Source organism: Streptomyces adustus (genome assembly GCF_009377175.1).
GTDB classification, from domain to species: Bacteria; Actinomycetota; Actinomycetes; order Streptomycetales; family Streptomycetaceae; genus Streptomyces; species Streptomyces adustus.
Window position 1 is genome coordinate 1 of record NZ_VJZD01000080.1, and the last position, 17,064, is coordinate 17,064.

A 17,064-nucleotide genomic window follows, 5' to 3' on the forward strand; every position below is an offset into this window, starting at 1 on the left:
CGGGCCGGCCGTCGCGCCGGAGGCGGCGGCCGTCACCGGGGCGGACGGGGAGGCGGACGCGGTGGCCGTCACCGGGGCGGACGAGGAGACGGACGCGGAGGCGGCCACCTCCGGCGGGCGCAGCGCGAGGGGGAGTTCGGCGGAGGACTGCCGGGGCGCGGCCGAGGGGACACCCTTCACGGTGCCGTCCCGGTTCAGGAAGGCCGGGTCGCCGCCGGGGACCATGCCGAGCTCGCGGGCACGGCGCTGGAGGGCGTCGGGGGCGGAGTAGGAGTCCACGTCCCGTTGGAGCGCCTGTTCCTCGTCGGTGAGGTTCTTGGTGTCGGTCTTGAGGTCGTCCAGCCTGAACGAGCCTTCGCTGAGCGCCGAGTTCAGCACGAGGAGACCGATGAGGCCACCGCCGAGCAGCAGGACGACGAGAAGGACGAACGGGGTCCGGGCCGCCCGGGCCCGGCCCGCGGGAAACAGCCGCGCGAGCCGGGCGGCCCGCCCCTTCAGCTCGGGTTTCCTGCTCACGCGCCCTTTGCCCGGTGGGATCGCGGATCCGGGTCCGCGGCCGGGCCGGCCGGGCCGCCGCTGCGCCGGCGTCACTCGACGTCCTCCCGGATGCGCTCGGCCCCGCGCAGGCGGGCCGGGGCGGCCCGCCGGTTCTCGGCGACCTCCGCCTCGGTGGGAAGCTCGGCGCCGCGCGTCAGCAGCTTGAGCCGGGGCTGGTAGCGCTCGGGCACGACCGGCAGCCCGGGCGGCGCGGTGGTCGCGGCGCCGGCCGCGAACACCTGCTTGACCAGGCGGTCCTCCAGCGAGTGGTACGACAGGACGGCGATCCGGCCGCCCACGGCGAGCGACTTCACGGCCGCCGGGATCGCCCGTTCCAGGACGGACAGTTCGCCGTTGACCTCGATCCGCAGGGCCTGGAAGGTGCGCTTGGCCGGGTTGCCGCCGGTGCGCTTGGCGGCCTGCGGCAGCGCGTCCCGGATCAGCTCCACCAGCCGTGCGCTGTTGCTGAACGGCTCCTTCTCGCGCTCGCGCACGACGGCGCTCACGATCCGCTTGGCCTGCTTCTCCTCGCCGTAGGCCCGCAGGATCCGGACGAGTTCGCCGGCCGGGTAGGTGTTGAGGACCTCGGCGGCGCTCATGCCGGTCGTCTGGTCCATCCGCATGTCGAGCGGGGCGTCCTGGGCGTAGGCGAAGCCGCGGTCGGCCTCGTCGAGTTGCATGGAGGAGACGCCGAGGTCGAACAGGACGCCCTGGACGCGGGGGATGCCGAGCCGGTCGAGGACGTCGGGGAGTTCGTCGTAGACCGCGTGCACCAGGGTGGCGCGTTCGCCGAAGGGGGCGAGCCGCTCGCCGGACAGGCGCAGGGCCTCCTTGTCGCGGTCGAGGGCGACGAGCCGGGCTTCGGGGAACTGCGTCAGCAGGGCCTCGCTGTGTCCGCCGAGGCCGAGGGTGCAGTCGACGACCACCGCTCCCGGCCGCCCGAGCGCGGGGGCCAACAGGTCCAGGCACCGCTGGAGCATCACCGGGACGTGTCGACTCTGGCTCAAGGGGCCCTCTCAGGTCCGGCGCGGCCCACGCACCGCCGGGTCCCCACCCTCCCCCCAGCCGGGAGCGGGAGGAGGCCGAGCCGTACGTACGCGCCGCGCACGTGGGGAGATCTCCGGACAGCGCGCCGGGGTCTTCGGGGGTATCCATGCGGCAGTGAGGGTGTCGCCTCCCGCCTTCGCGTCACTTTAGTCCACCGTGTGGCCCGGTCAATCAACCGGCCTGCGCGTCGCGTGCCGGGGTGCGTACGAAGCGGCAAACCGGGGAAAATCACCCCGGCGGAGGCACAGGCACCACCTGTGTGGGTTAGCTCACAAGAGGACACAATGGATCTTATTTCCCCCTCTCACATCGCGACGGGACCGGCTGTGACCAGTACGGTCATAACCATGACGCCTTCTGCATCGGTTCCCACCGGCTCCGGGCCGGCCATATCCGGCGGTACCGTGACCGACCGCCTGGTCGAGGCGAACGGCCAGTACGCCGCCGCGTTCACCGACCCCGGCATGGACGCCCGTCCCGTCCTGCGTGTCGCCGTCGTGGCCTGCATGGACGCCCGTCTCGACCTGCACGCAGCGCTCGGCCTGAATCTGGGCGACTGCCACACCATCCGCAACGCCGGCGGTGTGGTCACCGACGACGTGATCCGCTCCCTCACCATCAGTCAGCGCGCGCTGGGCACCAGCAGCGTGGTGCTCATCCACCACACCGGCTGTGGTCTGGAGACCCTCACCGAGGAGTTCCGCCACGATCTGGAGATGGAGGTCGGCCAGCGCCCCGCCTGGGCGGTGGAGGCGTTCCGGGACGTCGAGCAGGACGTGCGCCAGTCGATGCAGCGCGTGCGCACCTCGCCGTTCCTGCTGCACACCGACGACGTGCGCGGCTTCGTCTTCGATGTGAAGACCGGCCTGCTGCGTGAGACGGACCCGGCCTAGCCCCGTATCAACCCCCGTAAGCCCCGACATATCGCAGCCAGTTGTCCACAGGCGAGTGACACGAATCGGTAACGGCGGCAAGAATGCAGGGGTGATGTCGCGTGGAACCCTTCCGCGCGGCGTCCGTTTTCGGGGTGGGCCGGTCCGCGTCACGGTGCGTCGGCCCGGAAAGTACGGGCCGAGGAGGGCCGGGTGACGACCTATGACGATCGAGCGAGCCTCACTGATCTGACCGCCACTGTGGAGCGTGTCCGCAGTTCGGTGGAAGGGGTGATCGAGGGCAAGCCCGAGGTCGTACGGCTTTCGCTGACCGTGCTGCTCGCCGAGGGGCATCTTCTGATCGAGGATGTCCCCGGCGTCGGCAAGACGATGCTGGCGAAGGCTCTGGCGCGGTCCGTCGACTGTTCGGTGCGACGTATCCAGTTCACTCCCGACCTGCTGCCGTCGGACATCACCGGCGTGTCCATCTGGGACCAGCAGCAGCGGGGCTTCGAGTTCAAGCCGGGGGCGATCTTCGCGCAGATCGTGATCGGCGACGAGATCAACCGCGCCTCGCCCAAGACCCAGTCCGCGCTGCTGGAGTCGATGGAGGAGCGCCAGGTCACCATCGACGGGCAGACGTACGAACTGCCCAGCCCCTTCATGGTGGTGGCCACGCAGAACCCGGTCGAGATGGAGGGCACCTACCCGCTGCCCGAGGCCCAGCGCGACCGCTTCATGGCCCGCGTGTCCATGGGATACCCCAGCGCGGAGGCCGAGTTGCAGATGCTCGACGTGCACGGCGGGGCGAGCCCGCTGGACGACCTCCAGCCGGTGGCGCACGCGCACGACATCGTGAAGCTGGTGGAGGCCGTCCGGGGCGTCCATGTCGCCGAGGCGGTCCGCAGATACGCCGTGGAGCTGGTCTCGGCCACGCGCACCCACCCCGATCTCAGACTCGGTGCCTCCCCGCGCGCGACGCTGCATCTGCTGCGCGCGTCGAAGGCGTCCGCGGCCCTCGCCGGCCGGGACTACGCCCTGCCGGACGACGTGCAGGCGCTCGCCGTCCCGGTCCTGGCCCACCGGCTGCTGCCCACCGCGCAGGCCCAGATCAACCGGCGTACGTCGGAACAGGTCGTCGAAGAGATCCTCCAGCGCACGCCGGTGCCGTCCGCACCCCAGCAGCAGAGCGGCTACGGCCTGGCGCACGACGCCCCGGCCTACCCGCAGCGGCCGCCGCGGAGGCTGTGATGACCTCCGGGGGGACGGGCCACACGGACGCCGACCGGGGGCAGCAGGGAGGCATCCGCGCGGCCCTGGCGGGGCTGACCACCCGCGGCCGCTCGTTCCTGGCCGCCGGGGTCGCGGCCGCCGTCTGCGCCTATGTCCTGGGACAGGCCGACCTGCTGCGGGTCGGCCTGCTCCTCGCGGTGCTGCCGCTGGTCTGCACGGCCGTGCTGCACCGCACGCGCTACCGGGTGGCCGGCAGCCGCCGGCTCGCCCCCGCGCGGGTGCCCGCGAGCAGCGAGGCCCGGGTCCATCTGCGGATGGACAACGTCTCCAGGCTGCCCACCGGCCTGCTCATGCTCCAGGACCGGGTGCCGTACGTGCTCGGCCCGCGTCCCCGCTTCGTGCTGGACCGGGTGGAGGCGGGCGGCCGCCGCGAGGTGTCCTACCGGGTCCGCTCCGACCTGCGCGGCCGCTATCCGCTGGGCCCCCTGCAACTGCGGCTGACCGACCCGTTCGGGATGTGCGAGCTCACCCGGTCCTTCTCGGCGCACGACATCCTGACCGTCACCCCGCGCGTGACATCGCTGCCGCCGGTCCGGCTGACCGGCGAGGCGAAGGGGTACGGCGACGGACGCCAGCGGTCGCTGGCACTGGCCGGCGAGGACGACGTGATCCCGCGCGGCTACCGCCACGGCGACGACCTGCGCCGCGTGCACTGGCGCTCCACCGCGCGCTACGGCGAGCTGATGGTGCGCCGCGAGGAGCAGCCGCAGCGCGCGCGCTGCACGGTGCTCCTCGACACCCGGGGCCTCGCCTTCCACGGCGCCGGTCCCGACTCGGCCTTCGAGTGGGCCGTCGCGGGCGCCGCGTCGGTCCTGGTCCACATGCTGGAGCGGGGCTTCTCCGTGCGGCTGGTCACGGACGACGGCAGGGCGGTGCCGAGCGAGGGCGCGGACGGCTTCGCGGCCGCCGGCCAGGAGTCGGCGGAAGCGGCCGGGCTGATGATGGACACGCTGGCGGTGATCGACCACTCGGACGGCACGGACCTGTCCCGGGCGTACGACCTGCTGCGCGGCGGGAACGAGGGACTGCTGGTGGCGTTCTTCGGCGAGCTCGACGAGGAACAGGCGGCGGTGGCCGCCAAGATGCGCCGGCGCAGCGGTGCCGCGCTCGCCTTCCTGGTGGACGGCGACACCTGGGGGCCCGGGACACCGGACGGGCCCGGCCCGGCGGGCGGGCGGCAGGAGCGGCTGCGGACCCTGCGCGAGGCGGGCTGGACGGCCCTGAGCGCGCCGCGGGGCGCCCTGCTGGAGGACCTCTGGCGTCAGGCGGACCGGGATCGCGCCCATCTCGCCGCCACGGGCGCGACGGGCGCGACGACCGGTGGGGAGAGCGGGTCATGAGCGGGCGGGCACGACTGACACTCTGCGCCTGGGCGGCCACGCTGCTCGCGGCGAGCGCCCTGCTGCCCCTGGTCGACTCGGTCGGCTGGCTGCTGGAGGCCGCCGTCCTGCTGGCGATCCAGTCGGGCGTGGGCGCGGCCACCCGCCGGGTACCGCTGGCCCGGACGCTGACCGTGCTGGCCCAGGTCCTGGTCACGCTGGTGCTGCTGACCCTGCTCTTCGCCCGGCAGCAGTCCCTGGGCGGGCTGCTGCCCGGCCCGGACACCTTCCGCACCTTCGGCGAGCTGTTCCGGTCGGGCATCGAGGACGTGGGGCGGTACGCGATACCGGCCCCGCTGTCCGACGGCATCCGGCTGATGCTCGTCGGCGGTGTGCTGGTGATCGGGCTGCTGGTGGACACCGTCGCGGTGACCTTCCGCAGCGCGGCCCCGGCCGGTCTGCCGCTGCTGGCGCTGTACTCGGTGGCCGCGGGCATCTCGGACGGCACCGCCGACTGGTTCTTCTTCCTGCTCGCGGCGGCCGGCTATCTGGTGCTGCTGCTGTCCGAGAGCCGGGAGCGTCTCTCCCAGTGGGGCCGGGTCTTCGGCGGGACACCGCGCACCCCGGGCGGCGAGTCCGGCCCCTCGGCACCGGTGCGCACCGGCCGGCGGATCGGCGCCGTCTCGCTCGGCATCGCCCTGGCGGTACCGCTGCTGCCGCTGCCCGCGATACAGGACGGCCTGCTGGACAGTGCCAGGACCGGGGTGGGCACGGGCATCGGGGACGGCACTGCCGCGGCGGTGAACCCGCTGGTGGCGCTGAAGGACAGCCTGAACGTGCAGAAGGACCGCACGGTGCTGGTGCTGCGCACCAACAACCCGACCCTCTCCGACATGTATCTGCGGATCTTGTCCCTGGACGCGTTCGACGGCACCACCTGGACGTCCTCGAAGCGACCCGAAGTCGCCGTGCCGGACGAGCTGCCCACGCCGACCGGGCTGGGCGCCGACGTGAGACGGGCGGAGATCACGACCCGGATCTCGGCCGCCAGCTGGTACGCCCAGGGCTGGCTGCCGATGCCGTACCCGCCGAGCGCCGTGACCGTCAAGGGCAACTGGCGCTACGAGCCCGAGACCATGACGCTCGTCGGCCATCGCGGCCAGACCACCGGCGGCGCGAGCTACGAGGTGAAGAGCCTGGAGGTGCTGCCGACGGCCGAGCAGCTCGCCGCGTCGCCGCTGGCGCCCGAAGGGCTGCGCGAGGAGTACACGAAGGTGCCGGAATCGCTGCCTTCGGTGGTGGCGCGCACCGCCCGCACGATCACCGACGGCGCGGTGACCGACTACGCGAAGGCGGTCAAGCTCCAGGACTACTTCGCCGTCGATGGCGGCTTCCAGTACAACACCGAGGTCAAGGTCGGCACCGGCCCCAACGCGATAGCCCGCTTCCTGGAGGACAAGGAGGGCTTCTGCGAACACTTCTCCTTCGCGATGGCCGCGATGGCCCGCACGCTGGGCATTCCGGCCCGGGTCGCGGTGGGCTTCGCGCCGGGCTCCCTCCAGTCGGACGGCTCGGTGTCGGTGGGGCTGAAGGACGCGCACGCCTGGCCCGAGCTGTACTTCCAGGGCGTGGGCTGGACCCGCTTCGAGCCGACGCCCACCCGGGGCTCGGCGCCGTCGTACACCCAGCCGGAGTCGTCCGGGAGCAGCACTCCCGACGAGCCGCAGGCGAGCCGTTCGGCGGGCTCGGCGGCGTCCGACGCGCCTGCGCCGAGCACGAGCTGCTCGGCGCAGGACAAGAAGCTGGAGGGCTGTGCGGGGGCGCTGCCCGCGGACTCGGCGCGGCAGGACGGCGGCGGCGGTCACTGGTACGAGACCGTGGGCTGGATCCTGCTGGGGCTGGCCGTGGTGGCGGTTCCGCTGTCGCCGATGCTGTGGCGGCTCAGACGCCGGTCGGTGCGGCTGGGCTCGGCCCGGCACGCCCCGTCCGCGCCGGGCGCGGCCCCGCCCGGCGGCCCGGGGCACGCCGGTGCGCAGCACACCGACGAGCTGGACATGACGGTGCTGTCGCCGGACGGGACGGGGTCCCGGCAGGCCGGCGCGATCGCCACCGGGCAGGTCCTGGCCGCCTGGCGCGAGCTCACCGACACGGCCTGGGACTACGGCATCGTGCCGGACGACGCGCTCACACCGCGCAGGGCGGCCACCCGGATCGTGCGGCTGGCGCATCTGGAGGAGCCCGCGGCCGGGTCGGTGCACCGGGTGGCGTCGGCCGTGGAGCAGGTGCTGTACGCGCCGCAGCCGCGGGCCGAGCCCGGTCTGGCCGGGGACGTGCGCGTGCTGCGGACGGCGCTGCGGGCGCGGGCGAGCCGGACCGCCCGGGTGCGGGCGCTTCTCGCGCCCCGGTCCGCCGTACGCGTGGTGTGGGACCTCGGCAACCGCTGGGCGGAGCTGCGCTCGGGCTGGGCCGCGCGGTGGACGGACGTGATGCATCGTCGCCGGCCCTCCGGGGAGCAGAGCGGCTGACCGGGTGGGCCGGCCGCACGGCCGGCCCACCGGGCCGCACCTGGCCACGAGGTCACCCGGACGCTGGAGCGGCCGGGCGGCGGGTGCTGCGAGGCGGCGGCCCGGCGGGCACGGGGCGACGGGGGCGACGGGAACGGCGGTCCTGGGCCACGCCGTCGGGAGCACGACCCGATGAACATGACCGAGGGGGTGACCACCGTGCGGTGGTCACCCCCTCGGGGATGCTCTGAGAACTGTCGGAACCTCAGTGGCCCTGCTCGTCACGGCGCCGCTGCCAGCGCTGTTCGATGCGGTCCATCATGGACCGCTTGGCTCGTGCCTGACGGCGGGCCTGTGGCCCGGCCCCGGCAGGCTGTTCGCCGGGCTTGGGGGCCTTGCGCCAGCCGGTCACGGCGAGCACCGCGCACCCCAGCATGACGAGGAAGCCCACCACACTCAGCCAGACCTGCTTGGCGACCATTCCGGCCATGAGGAGCGCAATACCTACGAGGAAGCCCGCGACCGCCTGGTAGACCCGCCGCCGGGTGTACGTACGCAGCCCGCTTCCCTCAAGCGCCGACGCGAACTTGGGATCTTCGGCGTACAGCGCTCGCTCCATCTGCTCGAGCATGCGCTGCTCGTGCTCCGAGAGCGGCACGGAGTCCTCCTCATCGTGCAGTCGCCGGGGCGACCCGGGGGGTCCCTTCAGGATAGGCAGGGAATCGCCCCCGTGAAACCCGCCCCTCTACACCAATTGGCCAACCAGAATCCGGCATGAACGTTCGGGCTCGCTGAGGCTTCCATTCCCCGGCGGCCGCCCCGTCATGCCGGGTGGTCTGCCTCGATCATACGGCGGACAGCGCCCGAACGGGGGGCCTGTGGCGTACTCCATCTGCGGCCAAGCCCCTGATCAGCGGTGCACCGCTCAGGCCTCGGCGGCCTCCTGCGTCTCACCGAGCACATGAAGCTGGGTGGCCACGGAGTGGAAGGCCGGCAGTTCGGCCGCGGCCTCCTCCAGCTTCAGCAGCGCCTCCAGGGCTCCGGGCTCGGTGTCGACGAGCACGCCGGGGACGAGGTCGGCGAAGATCCGCACGCCGTGCACGGCGCCGACCCGGAGACCGGCGCCCTCGACCAGCCCGGTGAGCTGCTCGGCGGTGAAGCGGTGCGGCACGGGGTCGCCCGCGCCCCAGCGGCCGTTCGGGTCGCCCAGGGCCTGGCGGGCCTCGGTGAAGTGACCGGCGAGGGCCCTCGCGAGCACGGCGCCGCCGAGCCCGGCCGCGAGGAGGCTGAGGACACCTTCGGTCCGCAGCGCGGCGACCGCGTTGCGCACGCCCTCGGCGGGGTCCTCCACGTACTCCAGGACGCCGTGGCAGAGCACGGCGTCGTACCCGCCGCGCCCGACCACGTCGAACAGGCCGTGGACGTCGCCCTGAACGCCCTGCACCCGGTCGGCGACCCCGGCCTCGGCGGCGCGGCGCTCCAGCGCGAACAGCGCATTGGGGCTGGGGTCGACGACGGTGACCCGGTGGCCGAGCCGGGCGACGGGCACGGCGAAGTTGCCGCTGCCGCCTCCGCTGTCGAGGACGTCCAGCGACTCACGCCCGGTGGCCTTGACCCTGCGGTCGAGGGCGTCCTGGAGGACCTCCCAGACCACGGCGGTACGGAGGGAGGCACGGGGGCGCATCGGGTCCGGCACGGCAGTCGACTCCTCGGCACGGCACCGCCTCTGGTACGGCGGAGCGAACGGGGGCGCCCTCCCGGTCCGGTGTGCGGGCGGCGGGACGGCTTCAGGCGTTGTCCACCCTATTGCCTCGGGCCCCTCCCCCGGCCATCGGTCCGTCTGCCGGTCGGCCCCCGCCGGGCCCCGTCCGGCAGCGCGTCGCGCCGGAGGTCCGGCGCCCGGCCCGCGGGTCCTTCGCGGCCGGTACGGCGCCGGTCATCCCGCGTCCTGGCGTGCCTGCGGGAGCACCGGCTGGAGCACCAGCAGCCGTTCGACGATGCGGACGAACATCGCCACGTCGCGTATCAGGTCGTCGGCGTCCCGGCGGCTGGCGGCACCCTGGATGCCCGCCTCCGCCCGGGCGCGCCGCCGGGCCCCGGCGGCGAACAGCGCGCTCCACTCGGTGAGTTCGGGCGCGATCTCGGGGAGCACTTCCCAGGCGCTGCGGATCCTGGCCCGGCGTCGGGGGTTGGTCTCCGGGCGGCCGCGCGCGGCGAGCACGGCGGCGGCGGTGCGCAGGGCGGCCAGGTGGGCCGTCGCATAGCGCTCGTTCGGTGTTTCCAGGACGGCGGCCTCGTCGAGTCCGGCACGGGCCTGGGCGAGCAGGTCGAGGGCGGCGGGCGGGGCCGTGGTCCGGCGCAGCACGGGGTGTACGTCGCTCGCCGGTCCGGTCAGTGAGGGGGCAGGGCCGGTGGCGCGGCGCCGATGGGCGGCTGCTGCGTTCGAGCTGGCCATGACGAGCCTCCTGTCGTCTGGTGACGGCACTGTGTCCGTATGTGCCCATCGTGCGGTATGCCACTGACAATCCGATCTGACCTGCGCTTTTGCTTCGATCGAAGGTTCGGGCTAGTTTTTGCACTGACCAGTCAGTTCAAAAATAGGGGATGAACGGGATGGGCATGGGGGGAGCCGGGGACGGCGCCGCCGTCACGGCCCGGGACTTCGGGCTCGAGGGCCCCCGCGGCTGGGCGTTCCGCGGGGTCTCGATCGAGGCGGAGCCGGGCGCGCTGATCGCGATCGAGGGACCGTCCGGGTCGGGCCGCAGTTGCCTGCTGCTCGCGCTCACCGGACGGATGAGGGCCACCGAGGGCACGGCGACCGTGGGCGGGGCCCGGCTGCCGAAGCAGTCGGCGGCCGCGCGCCGGATCGGGGCGCCGGCCAACGTGGCCGGTGTCACCGACCTCGACCCCGCCCTGACCGTCGGCGAGCATCTGCACGAACGGGCGCTGCTCCAGCGGCGGTTCGGGGACTCCCTGCGCGGGCTGCTGCGCCCCCGGGCGGAGCGGGCGGCCGAGGAACGGCTGCGCGTCGACACCGCGCTGGCCGCCGCGGGCCTGGACCCGACGACCCTGCCCAAGGGTTCGCGTACCGCCGTGCGCGACCTGGAGCGGCTGGAGGCGCTGCGGCTGTCCGTCGCGCTAGCACTGATCGGACGGCCCCGCCTGCTGGGCGTCGACGACGCCGACCTCAAGCTCTCCGCGGCCGAACGGGCCGACGTGTGGGCGCTGTTGAGGTCCATCGCCGACGCCGGGACCACGGTCGTCGCGGTGTGCAGCGAGGCCCCCGAGGGCACGACGCCCGTGTCCACCCGGCCGACCGCCACCACGGCACCCGGCCCCGGCACGGAGTCCGGGACCGCCGCGGAATCCGGGACCGGATCGGAATCCGGGACCGGATCGGAGCCGAGCGCCGGTACGGACCCCGCACCCACACCCACACCCACCACGGATGCCGACGCCGAAGCCGACACCGGCACAGACCCCAGCACAGACCCCGGCGCAGATCCCGAAGCAACCCCCGGCACTGATCCCGACGCGGATCCCCAAGTCGACACCGACGCCCACCCCGACGCGAAGAAGGAGGCGGCCGATGCGCTCGCCGAGACTGGCCGCTCTTGAGCTCCGCCGCTTCGGCCGGGGCAGGCTCCCCCGGGCCGCCCTGGTCGCGCTCCTGCTGCTGCCGCTGCTGTACGGCGGGCTCTACCTGTGCTCGTTCTGGGACCCGTACAGCCGGCTCGACCGCATCCCGGTGGCCCTGGTGAACGAGGACGAGGGGGCCCGGGTCGGCGGGAAGCGGATCGACGCGGGCCACGACCTCGCCGAAGGGCTGCGCGACAGCAGGACGTTCGAGTGGCACGAGGTGAGCGCGGCCGAGGCGCGCGCGGGCGTGGAGGACGGCACGTACTACCTGTCGCTGACCATGCCCGCCGACCTCAGCCGGCGGATCGCCTCCAGTTCGGGTGACTCCCCCGAGACGGGCGCGCTCCAGGTGCGCACGAACGACGCGAACAACTACATCGTCGGGCAGATCTCGCGGACGGTGTTCGGCGAGGTGCGCACGGCGGCGTCGACGAAGGCGTCGCGGTCCTTCCTGGACCGGATCTTCGTCTCGTTCTCCGACATCCACGGGCAGACGGTGAAGGCGGCCGACGGTGCCGACCGGCTCAAGAACGGCATCGGCAAGGCCGAGCAGGGCTCGAAGGACCTCGCCGACGGCCTGGTGGACGCCCGTACCGGCAGCACCGAGCTGGCCCGGGGCCTGAAGAAGCTCGACTCGGGCGCCGGTGACCTGGCGGACGGCTCGCGGCAGGTCGCCGAGGGCACCCAGGCGCTCGCCGACCGGGTCGACGGCATCGCGGACACGGTGGGCCCGTTCGTCGCGCAGAACGAGAAGACCATCGGCGACACCGCCCGGCTGGTCGCCGACTCGGCGGGCGCGATCCGTCGAAACCTCGGCATCCTGGTGAAGACGGCTCCGGCCGCCGCCGACGGCGCCCACGCGGCCTCGGACACCCTGCACGACGTCTACGAGCGGCGCTGCGCGACCCCGGTGCTGCCCGACACCGCGTGCGTCGATCTGAAGAAGGCCCAGGAGGCCGCCACCGACGTGGCGTCGATCGCCGACGACCTCAACACCCTGATCGCCGACCAGGACGGCGACCTGAAGAAGCTCGACACGCAGCTCGCCCTGCTCCAGAAGCAGGCCCGCGCGCTGGCCGACCGCGCGCCGCACCTCTCCGAGGACCTCGACGACGCCGTCTCCAAGATCGACAAGCTGAACGCCGGGGCCGCCCGGGTCGCCGCCGGGGCGAAGCGGCTGCACACCGGACTCGGCACCGCCCGGACCGGCGCGGGCGACCTCGACGCGGGCGTCGGCCGGCTCAGCTCGGGCGCCGACGACCTGAACGGCGGCATGTACAAGCTCGTCGACGGCTCCGGCACCCTGGCGGGCGGCCTGCACGACGGCGCCGCGCGGATCCCCGACTACGACGAGCAGGACCGCGACCGGCGCACCGGGGTCATGGCCGACCCGGTCAAGCTGGCCTCGCAGAACCTGCACAAGGCGCCCAACTACGGCACCGGGTTCGCCCCGTACTTCATCCCGCTGTCCCTGTGGGTCGGCGCGATGGTGGCGTACATGCTGATCGCGCCGCTGAACCGGCGCGCGCTCGCCGCGGGCGCCCCGGCCTGGCGGATCGCGCTGGCCGGCTGGCTGCCCGTGGTCGCGGTCGGCGTGCTCCAGACGACGGCCCTGATGGCCGTGCTGCACTGGGCGATCGGGCTGGAGATGACCCGGGCGGCCGGGACCGTCGGCTTCCTGTTCCTGGTGTCGGCGTGCTTCGCGGCGCTCGTGCAGTGGCTCAACGCGCGCTTCGGAGCGGCAGGCCGGATCCTCGTCCTGGCCCTGCTGATGCTCCAGCTGACGTCGGCGGGCGGCACGTACCCCGTACAGACCAGTCCCCGCTTCTTCGACGCGATCCACCCCTTCCTGCCGATGAGTTACGTCGTCGCGGCCCTCAGGCGGCTCATCACGGGCGGCGGCCTGGGCCCGGTGTGGCAGGCGTGTGCCGTGCTCGTCGCGTTCACCGCGGGCGCCCTCGCGCTGACCGCGCTGTCGGCGCGCCGCCGCCAGGTGTGGACGCTCGACCGGCTGCATCCGGAGCTGACCCTGTGATCCCCCGGGGACCGGACCGGGGCGCGGTTGCTGTGAGAATCGACGCCATGGAAAGCAGCAGCGCCACGTCGAGCGGCAGCACGCGCCGCGAGGCCACCCGGCAGAAGCTCTACGAGGCCGCCGTCACGCTCATCGCCGAGCAGGGTTTCTCCGCCACCACGGTGGACGAGATCGCCGAGCGTGCCGGGGTCGCCAAAGGCACGGTCTACTACAACTTCGCGAGCAAGTCGGTCCTCTTCGAGGAGCTGCTGCGGCACGGCGTGGGACTGCTGACCGCGTCCCTGCGGGACGCCGCCGCGCGCACCGAGCGCGAGGGCGGCACGAAGGTCGACGCCCTGGACGCGATGATCCGCGCCGGGCTCGTCTTCATCGACCGCTATCCGGCCTTCACCCAGCTGTACGTGGCGGAGCTATGGCGGACCAACCGGGCCTGGCAGTCGACGCTCATGATGGTGCGGCAGCAGGCGGTGGCGGTCGTCGAGGGGGTGCTGCGCGAGGGCATCGAGCGCGGTGAGTTCAGCGACGAGATCGATGTGCAGCTGACCGCGGCCGCGCTGGTCGGCATGGTGCTGGTGGCCGCCCTGGACTGGCAGGCGTTCCAGCCGGAACGGTCGCTGGACGACGTGCACGCGGCGCTGTCCCGGCTGCTCCAGGGCCGGGTCAGCGGCAGCCACCAAGGCCACTAGGCCCTGTCGCTCCCGCGCGGCGCTCACCCCACGCGGCCGAGCGCCGCACACGAAAGTGCCGGTCCGTCCCGGCCGCGTCCCCCCGCGGCCGTTCCGGACCGGCACTTCGCCGTACCCCCGTGTTTCCCCGTTTTTCCGGTCCTTCCCCGTGCTCCCCCGCCGGTTCCCCGTTCGGTCGTTCCCCCGGGATCCCCCGTGTCTCGCTCCCGCCGACCGGGTCGGCGGAAGGAGCGGTCGAGGGCCGGACCGTTCCGCCGCCCCGTGTCGGCGGTGCCGGACCCGGGCCCCTTCCCGTGCCTCCACTCTCTCGTTCCCGCAGGTCGCGCCCCATCCGCGCGCGTACTCATCTCGCCCCCTAGGTACAGGTACTCAGCCGTGCGCAGTTGCGCCCATGCCGCGCCGTCGCCGCATGGCTTCGATCGCGGACGTGCCCGTACTCCCCCCGGTGTCCACCGGCGACCGGACAGCGCGCCCGGGATCGGCGCCGGACCGACCGGCCGCGGCCCGGGCTGTCGGTGGCGGTCGATAAAGTCGCAGGCATGGCACGGATTGCGGTGATCGGCGCCGGGATGGGCGCGATGGCGGCCGCTGCCCGGCTGGCCGTCGCGGGCCACCGGGTGGCGGTGTACGAGCGGACGGGGACGTACGGCGGTGCGGTGCGCCGCTTCGAACGGGACGGGTTCGGATTCGACACCGGTCCCGGCCTGCTGGCGGTGCCCGCGGTCTACCGGGACCTGTTCGTCAAGACCGGCCGGCAGCCGCTGGAGGAGTGCGTCGAGCTGGTCCAGGTCGACCCGTCCGCGCGGCACGTCTTCGCGGACGGCTCGGAGGTCTCGCTGCCCAACGCCTCCCGCGCGGGCGTCGTCTCCGCCCTGGACCTGGCCCTCGGGGCGGGAGCCGGGCAGCGCTGGGGCGACTTCCTGGTGCGGGCCCGGGAGGCCTGGGACCGCACCCGCCGGCCGCTGCTCGAAGAGCCCCTGTGGGCCGACTGGCGGGTGCTGGCCGAGCGTGAGCCCTACCCGGCGGTCCCGCACAAGCGGCTGCTGCGCACCCGGCAGGCCGGCACGCTCGCCGAGATCGGCGCCTGGGAACTGCGCGACCCCCGGCTCACCGCGCTGCTGGAGAGCCACGCCCTCGGCTACGGCCTGGACCCGCGGGACACCCCGGCGAGCGCGGCCGTGCTGCCGTACATGGAGCACGCCTTCGGCACCTGGTACGTCCGCGGTGGCATGCGCGAGCTGGCGCGCGCCGTGTACGAGCGGTGCCTGGACCGCCGGGTCGAGTTCGTGTTCGAGGCCGAGGTCCGCCGGATCCTGGACAAGGACGGGCGGGCCGCGGGGGTGGAGCTGGCCGACGGGTCGCTGGTGGAGGCGGACCACGTGGTGGCGGGCGTGGCGCCCGAGCGGTTGAGCGCCATGACCGGGCACGAGCTGTACGGACCCGACGACCTGCGGCCCACGACCGGGCCCGCGGCCGGGGCCGAGGCCGAGGTCGAGGTCGCCCCCGGCCGGTTCACGGTGTTCCTGGCGCTGCGCGGGCGCCCCGGGCCCGGTGCCGCCCACCGGACGGTCGTGCACGCCCCCGACCGCACGGCCGAGCTGGACCGCCTGCACCGCGCCGGGGACGAGCCGGTGCGGCCCACCGTGACGGTGCTGCGGCCGGACGACCCCGCCCTGCGCCCCGACGCGGAGCACGAGTCCGTGGTGCTGTCGGCCGTGTCGGCGCCCGTCGCGAAGGGCGCCGAGGAACGGTTCGCGGACCTGCTCGTCGAGGCCGCCGAGCAGGCCGTGCCCGGGCTGCGCGAGCGACTGCTGTGGCGCGAGGTACGCGCCCCGGGCGCCGGGGGCGAGGGGACGGAGTCAGGGTTCGGCGCGCTCGCCGCCCCCGCGCTGGCCGCCGGTGCCGGCCGCTTCCTGCGGCCGTCCAACGTCACCGCGCTGCCGGGGCTGTACCGGGTGGGCGGCCGGTCGCATCCCGGCGGCGGTCTCCCGCACGCCGGGATGTCGGGCGCGCTGGTGGCCGGACTGATCGTGGAGGGGCCGGACTTCCAGGGCTCGCAGTGAGGGCCGTGGCCCCGGGGACCCGACGGTCCCCGGGCCTTCAGAAACGGTACTGCTCGTCGTAACCGTTGCCGTTGCCCTGCTGCTGGCCGTCGCCCTGGTACGGGTACTGCTGCTGCCCCTGGTCGTGCTCGCCGCCGTACTGGCCGTCGGTGCTGCGCTGCTGCGGCACCCACACCCCGCCGGCCGGGGTCTCGCCCCCGTAGCCGGCGTACTGGTCCTGGCCGTAGTTCTGCTGGCCGTACTGGTTGCCGTAACCGGAGGTGTCGTACGAGGTGCCGTCGCCGTAGGTCTGGGTGCCGCCGTACGGGTCGGAGTAGGCCGCGTACTGCTGCTGCTGGCCGGTGGTGTCGTACCCGTACTGCTGGTAGCCGGAGTAGCCGTCGTAGGAGTACGACTGGTCGGCGCCCTGGGCGGCCGTCGCGTACTGGTCCTGCGGCTGGCCGTTGGCGGCGTAGGAGTTGTTGCCGTAGACGCCGTAGGAGCCGGTGTCGTCGGGCATCGGCTGCGGCTCGTAGACCGCGGTGGACTCGGCGGCCGCGGGCTCGCCGGACCGGTCCGCGGTGAACACGTCGTCGCGCTCGTAGCCGTCGTCCTGGAGGTAGGCGGCCTTCTCCGGCGCGTACGCCGCCGTGTCGTCGGCGCGATCGCCGTCGTCGTAACCGTCCGTGTGGGCGTCCTGGCCGGAGTCCTCCAGGTCCGAGTCCTCCTCCGCCCGGCCGCGGCGGCGCGCGAAGCCCGCGACGGCACCGACACCCTCGTCGTCCTCGTCCGGGCGCTTGACCGCCCAGCCGGCCGCGAAGCCGCGCCGGAACGACAGGGTGACGTAGGTCTGGCCGACCGCGAAGGCCGCGGCGCCCAGTCCGATCACGATCACGGACGGGATCAGCACACCGAGCACGACGCCGAGGAAGCCGCCGAAGGCGAGCAGGCGCCAGCGCAACCGCGCCTTGTACTGCAACAGCACCTCGCCGAGCAGCCACAGTGCGACGATGCCGAACGCGATGTAGAGGACCGTCCAGCCCATGTACGCCCCTCTCCCAGTGGCCGCTACGCAGTGTGTCGTATCCGG

14 protein-coding genes are annotated in these 17,064 nt (G+C 73.7%); 8 read left to right on the forward strand and 6 right to left on the reverse strand.

The genetic code is table 11. The features are described from left to right. A partial coding sequence (gene ftsL, locus FNH09_RS20620; protein WP_338017627.1) for a cell division protein FtsL occupies nucleotides 1-516 on the reverse strand: 516 nt, incomplete at its 3' end. 71 nt (nucleotides 517-587) lie between these two features. Continuing rightward, nucleotides 588-1,544 carry a 16S rRNA (cytosine(1402)-N(4))-methyltransferase RsmH gene (rsmH, locus tag FNH09_RS20625; protein ID WP_152890115.1) on the reverse strand — a complete coding sequence of 319 codons (957 nt, stop codon included), beginning with the start codon at nucleotides 1,542-1,544 and terminating at the stop codon, nucleotides 588-590. A gap of 387 nt (nucleotides 1,545-1,931) precedes the next feature. Between rsmH and FNH09_RS20630 the strand changes: the two genes are divergently transcribed. The 4 genes from FNH09_RS20630 to FNH09_RS20645 all read left to right on the forward strand — a co-directional run bounded on the left by FNH09_RS20630 (nucleotide 1,932) and on the right by FNH09_RS20645 (nucleotide 7,593). Further along, nucleotides 1,932-2,477, forward strand: coding sequence for a beta-class carbonic anhydrase (locus tag FNH09_RS20630; RefSeq protein ID WP_152890117.1), 546 nt, complete (start codon nucleotides 1,932-1,934; stop codon nucleotides 2,475-2,477). A gap of 192 nt (nucleotides 2,478-2,669) precedes the next feature. After that, a complete protein-coding gene (locus tag FNH09_RS20635; RefSeq protein ID WP_162468855.1) occupies nucleotides 2,670-3,707 on the forward strand; it encodes an AAA family ATPase in 1,038 nt (345 codons plus the stop codon). Then, nucleotides 3,707-5,089, forward strand: a complete 1,383-nt coding sequence (locus tag FNH09_RS20640; RefSeq protein WP_152890119.1) for a DUF58 domain-containing protein — start codon at nucleotides 3,707-3,709, stop codon at nucleotides 5,087-5,089. Before FNH09_RS20635 ends, FNH09_RS20640 begins: the two co-directional genes overlap by 1 nt. After that, on the forward strand, nucleotides 5,086-7,593 hold the full coding sequence (locus FNH09_RS20645; protein ID WP_152890121.1) for a transglutaminase TgpA family protein: 2,508 nt from the start codon (nucleotides 5,086-5,088) through the stop codon (nucleotides 7,591-7,593). The genes FNH09_RS20640 and FNH09_RS20645 overlap by 4 nt, the downstream gene beginning before the upstream one ends. A 244-nt stretch (nucleotides 7,594-7,837) precedes the next feature. On the opposite strand, the gene FNH09_RS20650 is transcribed toward FNH09_RS20645, so the two are convergent. From FNH09_RS20650 to FNH09_RS20660, 3 genes are all read right to left on the reverse strand, one after another. Then, entirely contained in the window at nucleotides 7,838-8,230 is a 393-nt protein-coding gene (locus FNH09_RS20650; protein WP_162468856.1) for a DUF3040 domain-containing protein, read from the reverse strand. Between the two features lie 267 nt (nucleotides 8,231-8,497). Further along, complete coding sequence (locus FNH09_RS20655) at nucleotides 8,498-9,268, reverse strand: methyltransferase (protein WP_162468857.1); 771 nt, start codon at nucleotides 9,266-9,268, stop codon at nucleotides 8,498-8,500. Between the two features lie 240 nt (nucleotides 9,269-9,508). Further along, nucleotides 9,509-10,027 carry an SAV_6107 family HEPN domain-containing protein gene (locus FNH09_RS20660; RefSeq protein ID WP_152890125.1) on the reverse strand — a complete coding sequence of 173 codons (519 nt, stop codon included), beginning with the start codon at nucleotides 10,025-10,027 and terminating at the stop codon, nucleotides 9,509-9,511. A gap of 149 nt (nucleotides 10,028-10,176) precedes the next feature. Here FNH09_RS20660 and FNH09_RS20665 point away from each other — a divergent pair, with 149 nt between their 5' ends. The 4 genes from FNH09_RS20665 (at nucleotide 10,177) to FNH09_RS20680 (ending at nucleotide 15,995) form a co-directional block, all read left to right on the forward strand. After that, a complete protein-coding gene (locus FNH09_RS20665; RefSeq protein ID WP_420802767.1) occupies nucleotides 10,177-11,190 on the forward strand; it encodes an ATP-binding cassette domain-containing protein in 1,014 nt (337 codons plus the stop codon). Beyond that, nucleotides 11,162-13,246, forward strand: coding sequence for a YhgE/Pip domain-containing protein (locus tag FNH09_RS20670; protein WP_152890127.1), 2,085 nt, complete (start codon nucleotides 11,162-11,164; stop codon nucleotides 13,244-13,246). The genes FNH09_RS20665 and FNH09_RS20670 overlap by 29 nt, the downstream gene beginning before the upstream one ends. 47 nt (nucleotides 13,247-13,293) lie before the next feature. Then, nucleotides 13,294-13,932: a TetR/AcrR family transcriptional regulator gene (locus tag FNH09_RS20675; protein WP_152890129.1), complete on the forward strand. Its 639-nt coding sequence runs from the start codon at nucleotides 13,294-13,296 to the stop codon at nucleotides 13,930-13,932. Nucleotides 13,933-14,471: 539 nt separating this feature from the next. Beyond that, on the forward strand, nucleotides 14,472-15,995 hold the full coding sequence (locus tag FNH09_RS20680; protein ID WP_152890132.1) for a phytoene desaturase family protein: 1,524 nt from the start codon (nucleotides 14,472-14,474) through the stop codon (nucleotides 15,993-15,995). A gap of 37 nt (nucleotides 15,996-16,032) precedes the next feature. On the opposite strand, the gene FNH09_RS20685 is transcribed toward FNH09_RS20680, so the two are convergent. Further along, complete coding sequence (locus tag FNH09_RS20685) at nucleotides 16,033-17,019, reverse strand: SCO2102 family sporulation regulator (protein WP_152890134.1); 987 nt, start codon at nucleotides 17,017-17,019, stop codon at nucleotides 16,033-16,035. Nucleotides 17,020-17,064 lie beyond the last annotated feature (45 nt).

Coding starts and splice junctions, on each gene's coding strand:
- FNH09_RS20630 (WP_152890117.1), top strand. CDS start 1,932: ATGACGCCTTCTGCATCGGTTCCCACCGGCTCCGGGCCGGCCATATCC.
- FNH09_RS20640 (WP_152890119.1), top strand. CDS start 3,707: ATGACCTCCGGGGGGACGGGCCACACGGACGCCGACCGGGGGCAGCAG.
- FNH09_RS20645 (WP_152890121.1), top strand. CDS start 5,086: ATGAGCGGGCGGGCACGACTGACACTCTGCGCCTGGGCGGCCACGCTG.
- FNH09_RS20660 (WP_152890125.1), bottom strand. CDS start 10,027: ATGGCCAGCTCGAACGCAGCAGCCGCCCATCGGCGCCGCGCCACCGGC.
- FNH09_RS20665 (WP_420802767.1), top strand. CDS start 10,177: ATGAACGGGATGGGCATGGGGGGAGCCGGGGACGGCGCCGCCGTCACG.
- FNH09_RS20670 (WP_152890127.1), top strand. CDS start 11,162: ATGCGCTCGCCGAGACTGGCCGCTCTTGAGCTCCGCCGCTTCGGCCGG.
- FNH09_RS20675 (WP_152890129.1), top strand. CDS start 13,294: ATGGAAAGCAGCAGCGCCACGTCGAGCGGCAGCACGCGCCGCGAGGCC.
- FNH09_RS20680 (WP_152890132.1), top strand. CDS start 14,472: ATGGCACGGATTGCGGTGATCGGCGCCGGGATGGGCGCGATGGCGGCC.
- FNH09_RS20685 (WP_152890134.1), bottom strand. CDS start 17,019: ATGGGCTGGACGGTCCTCTACATCGCGTTCGGCATCGTCGCACTGTGG.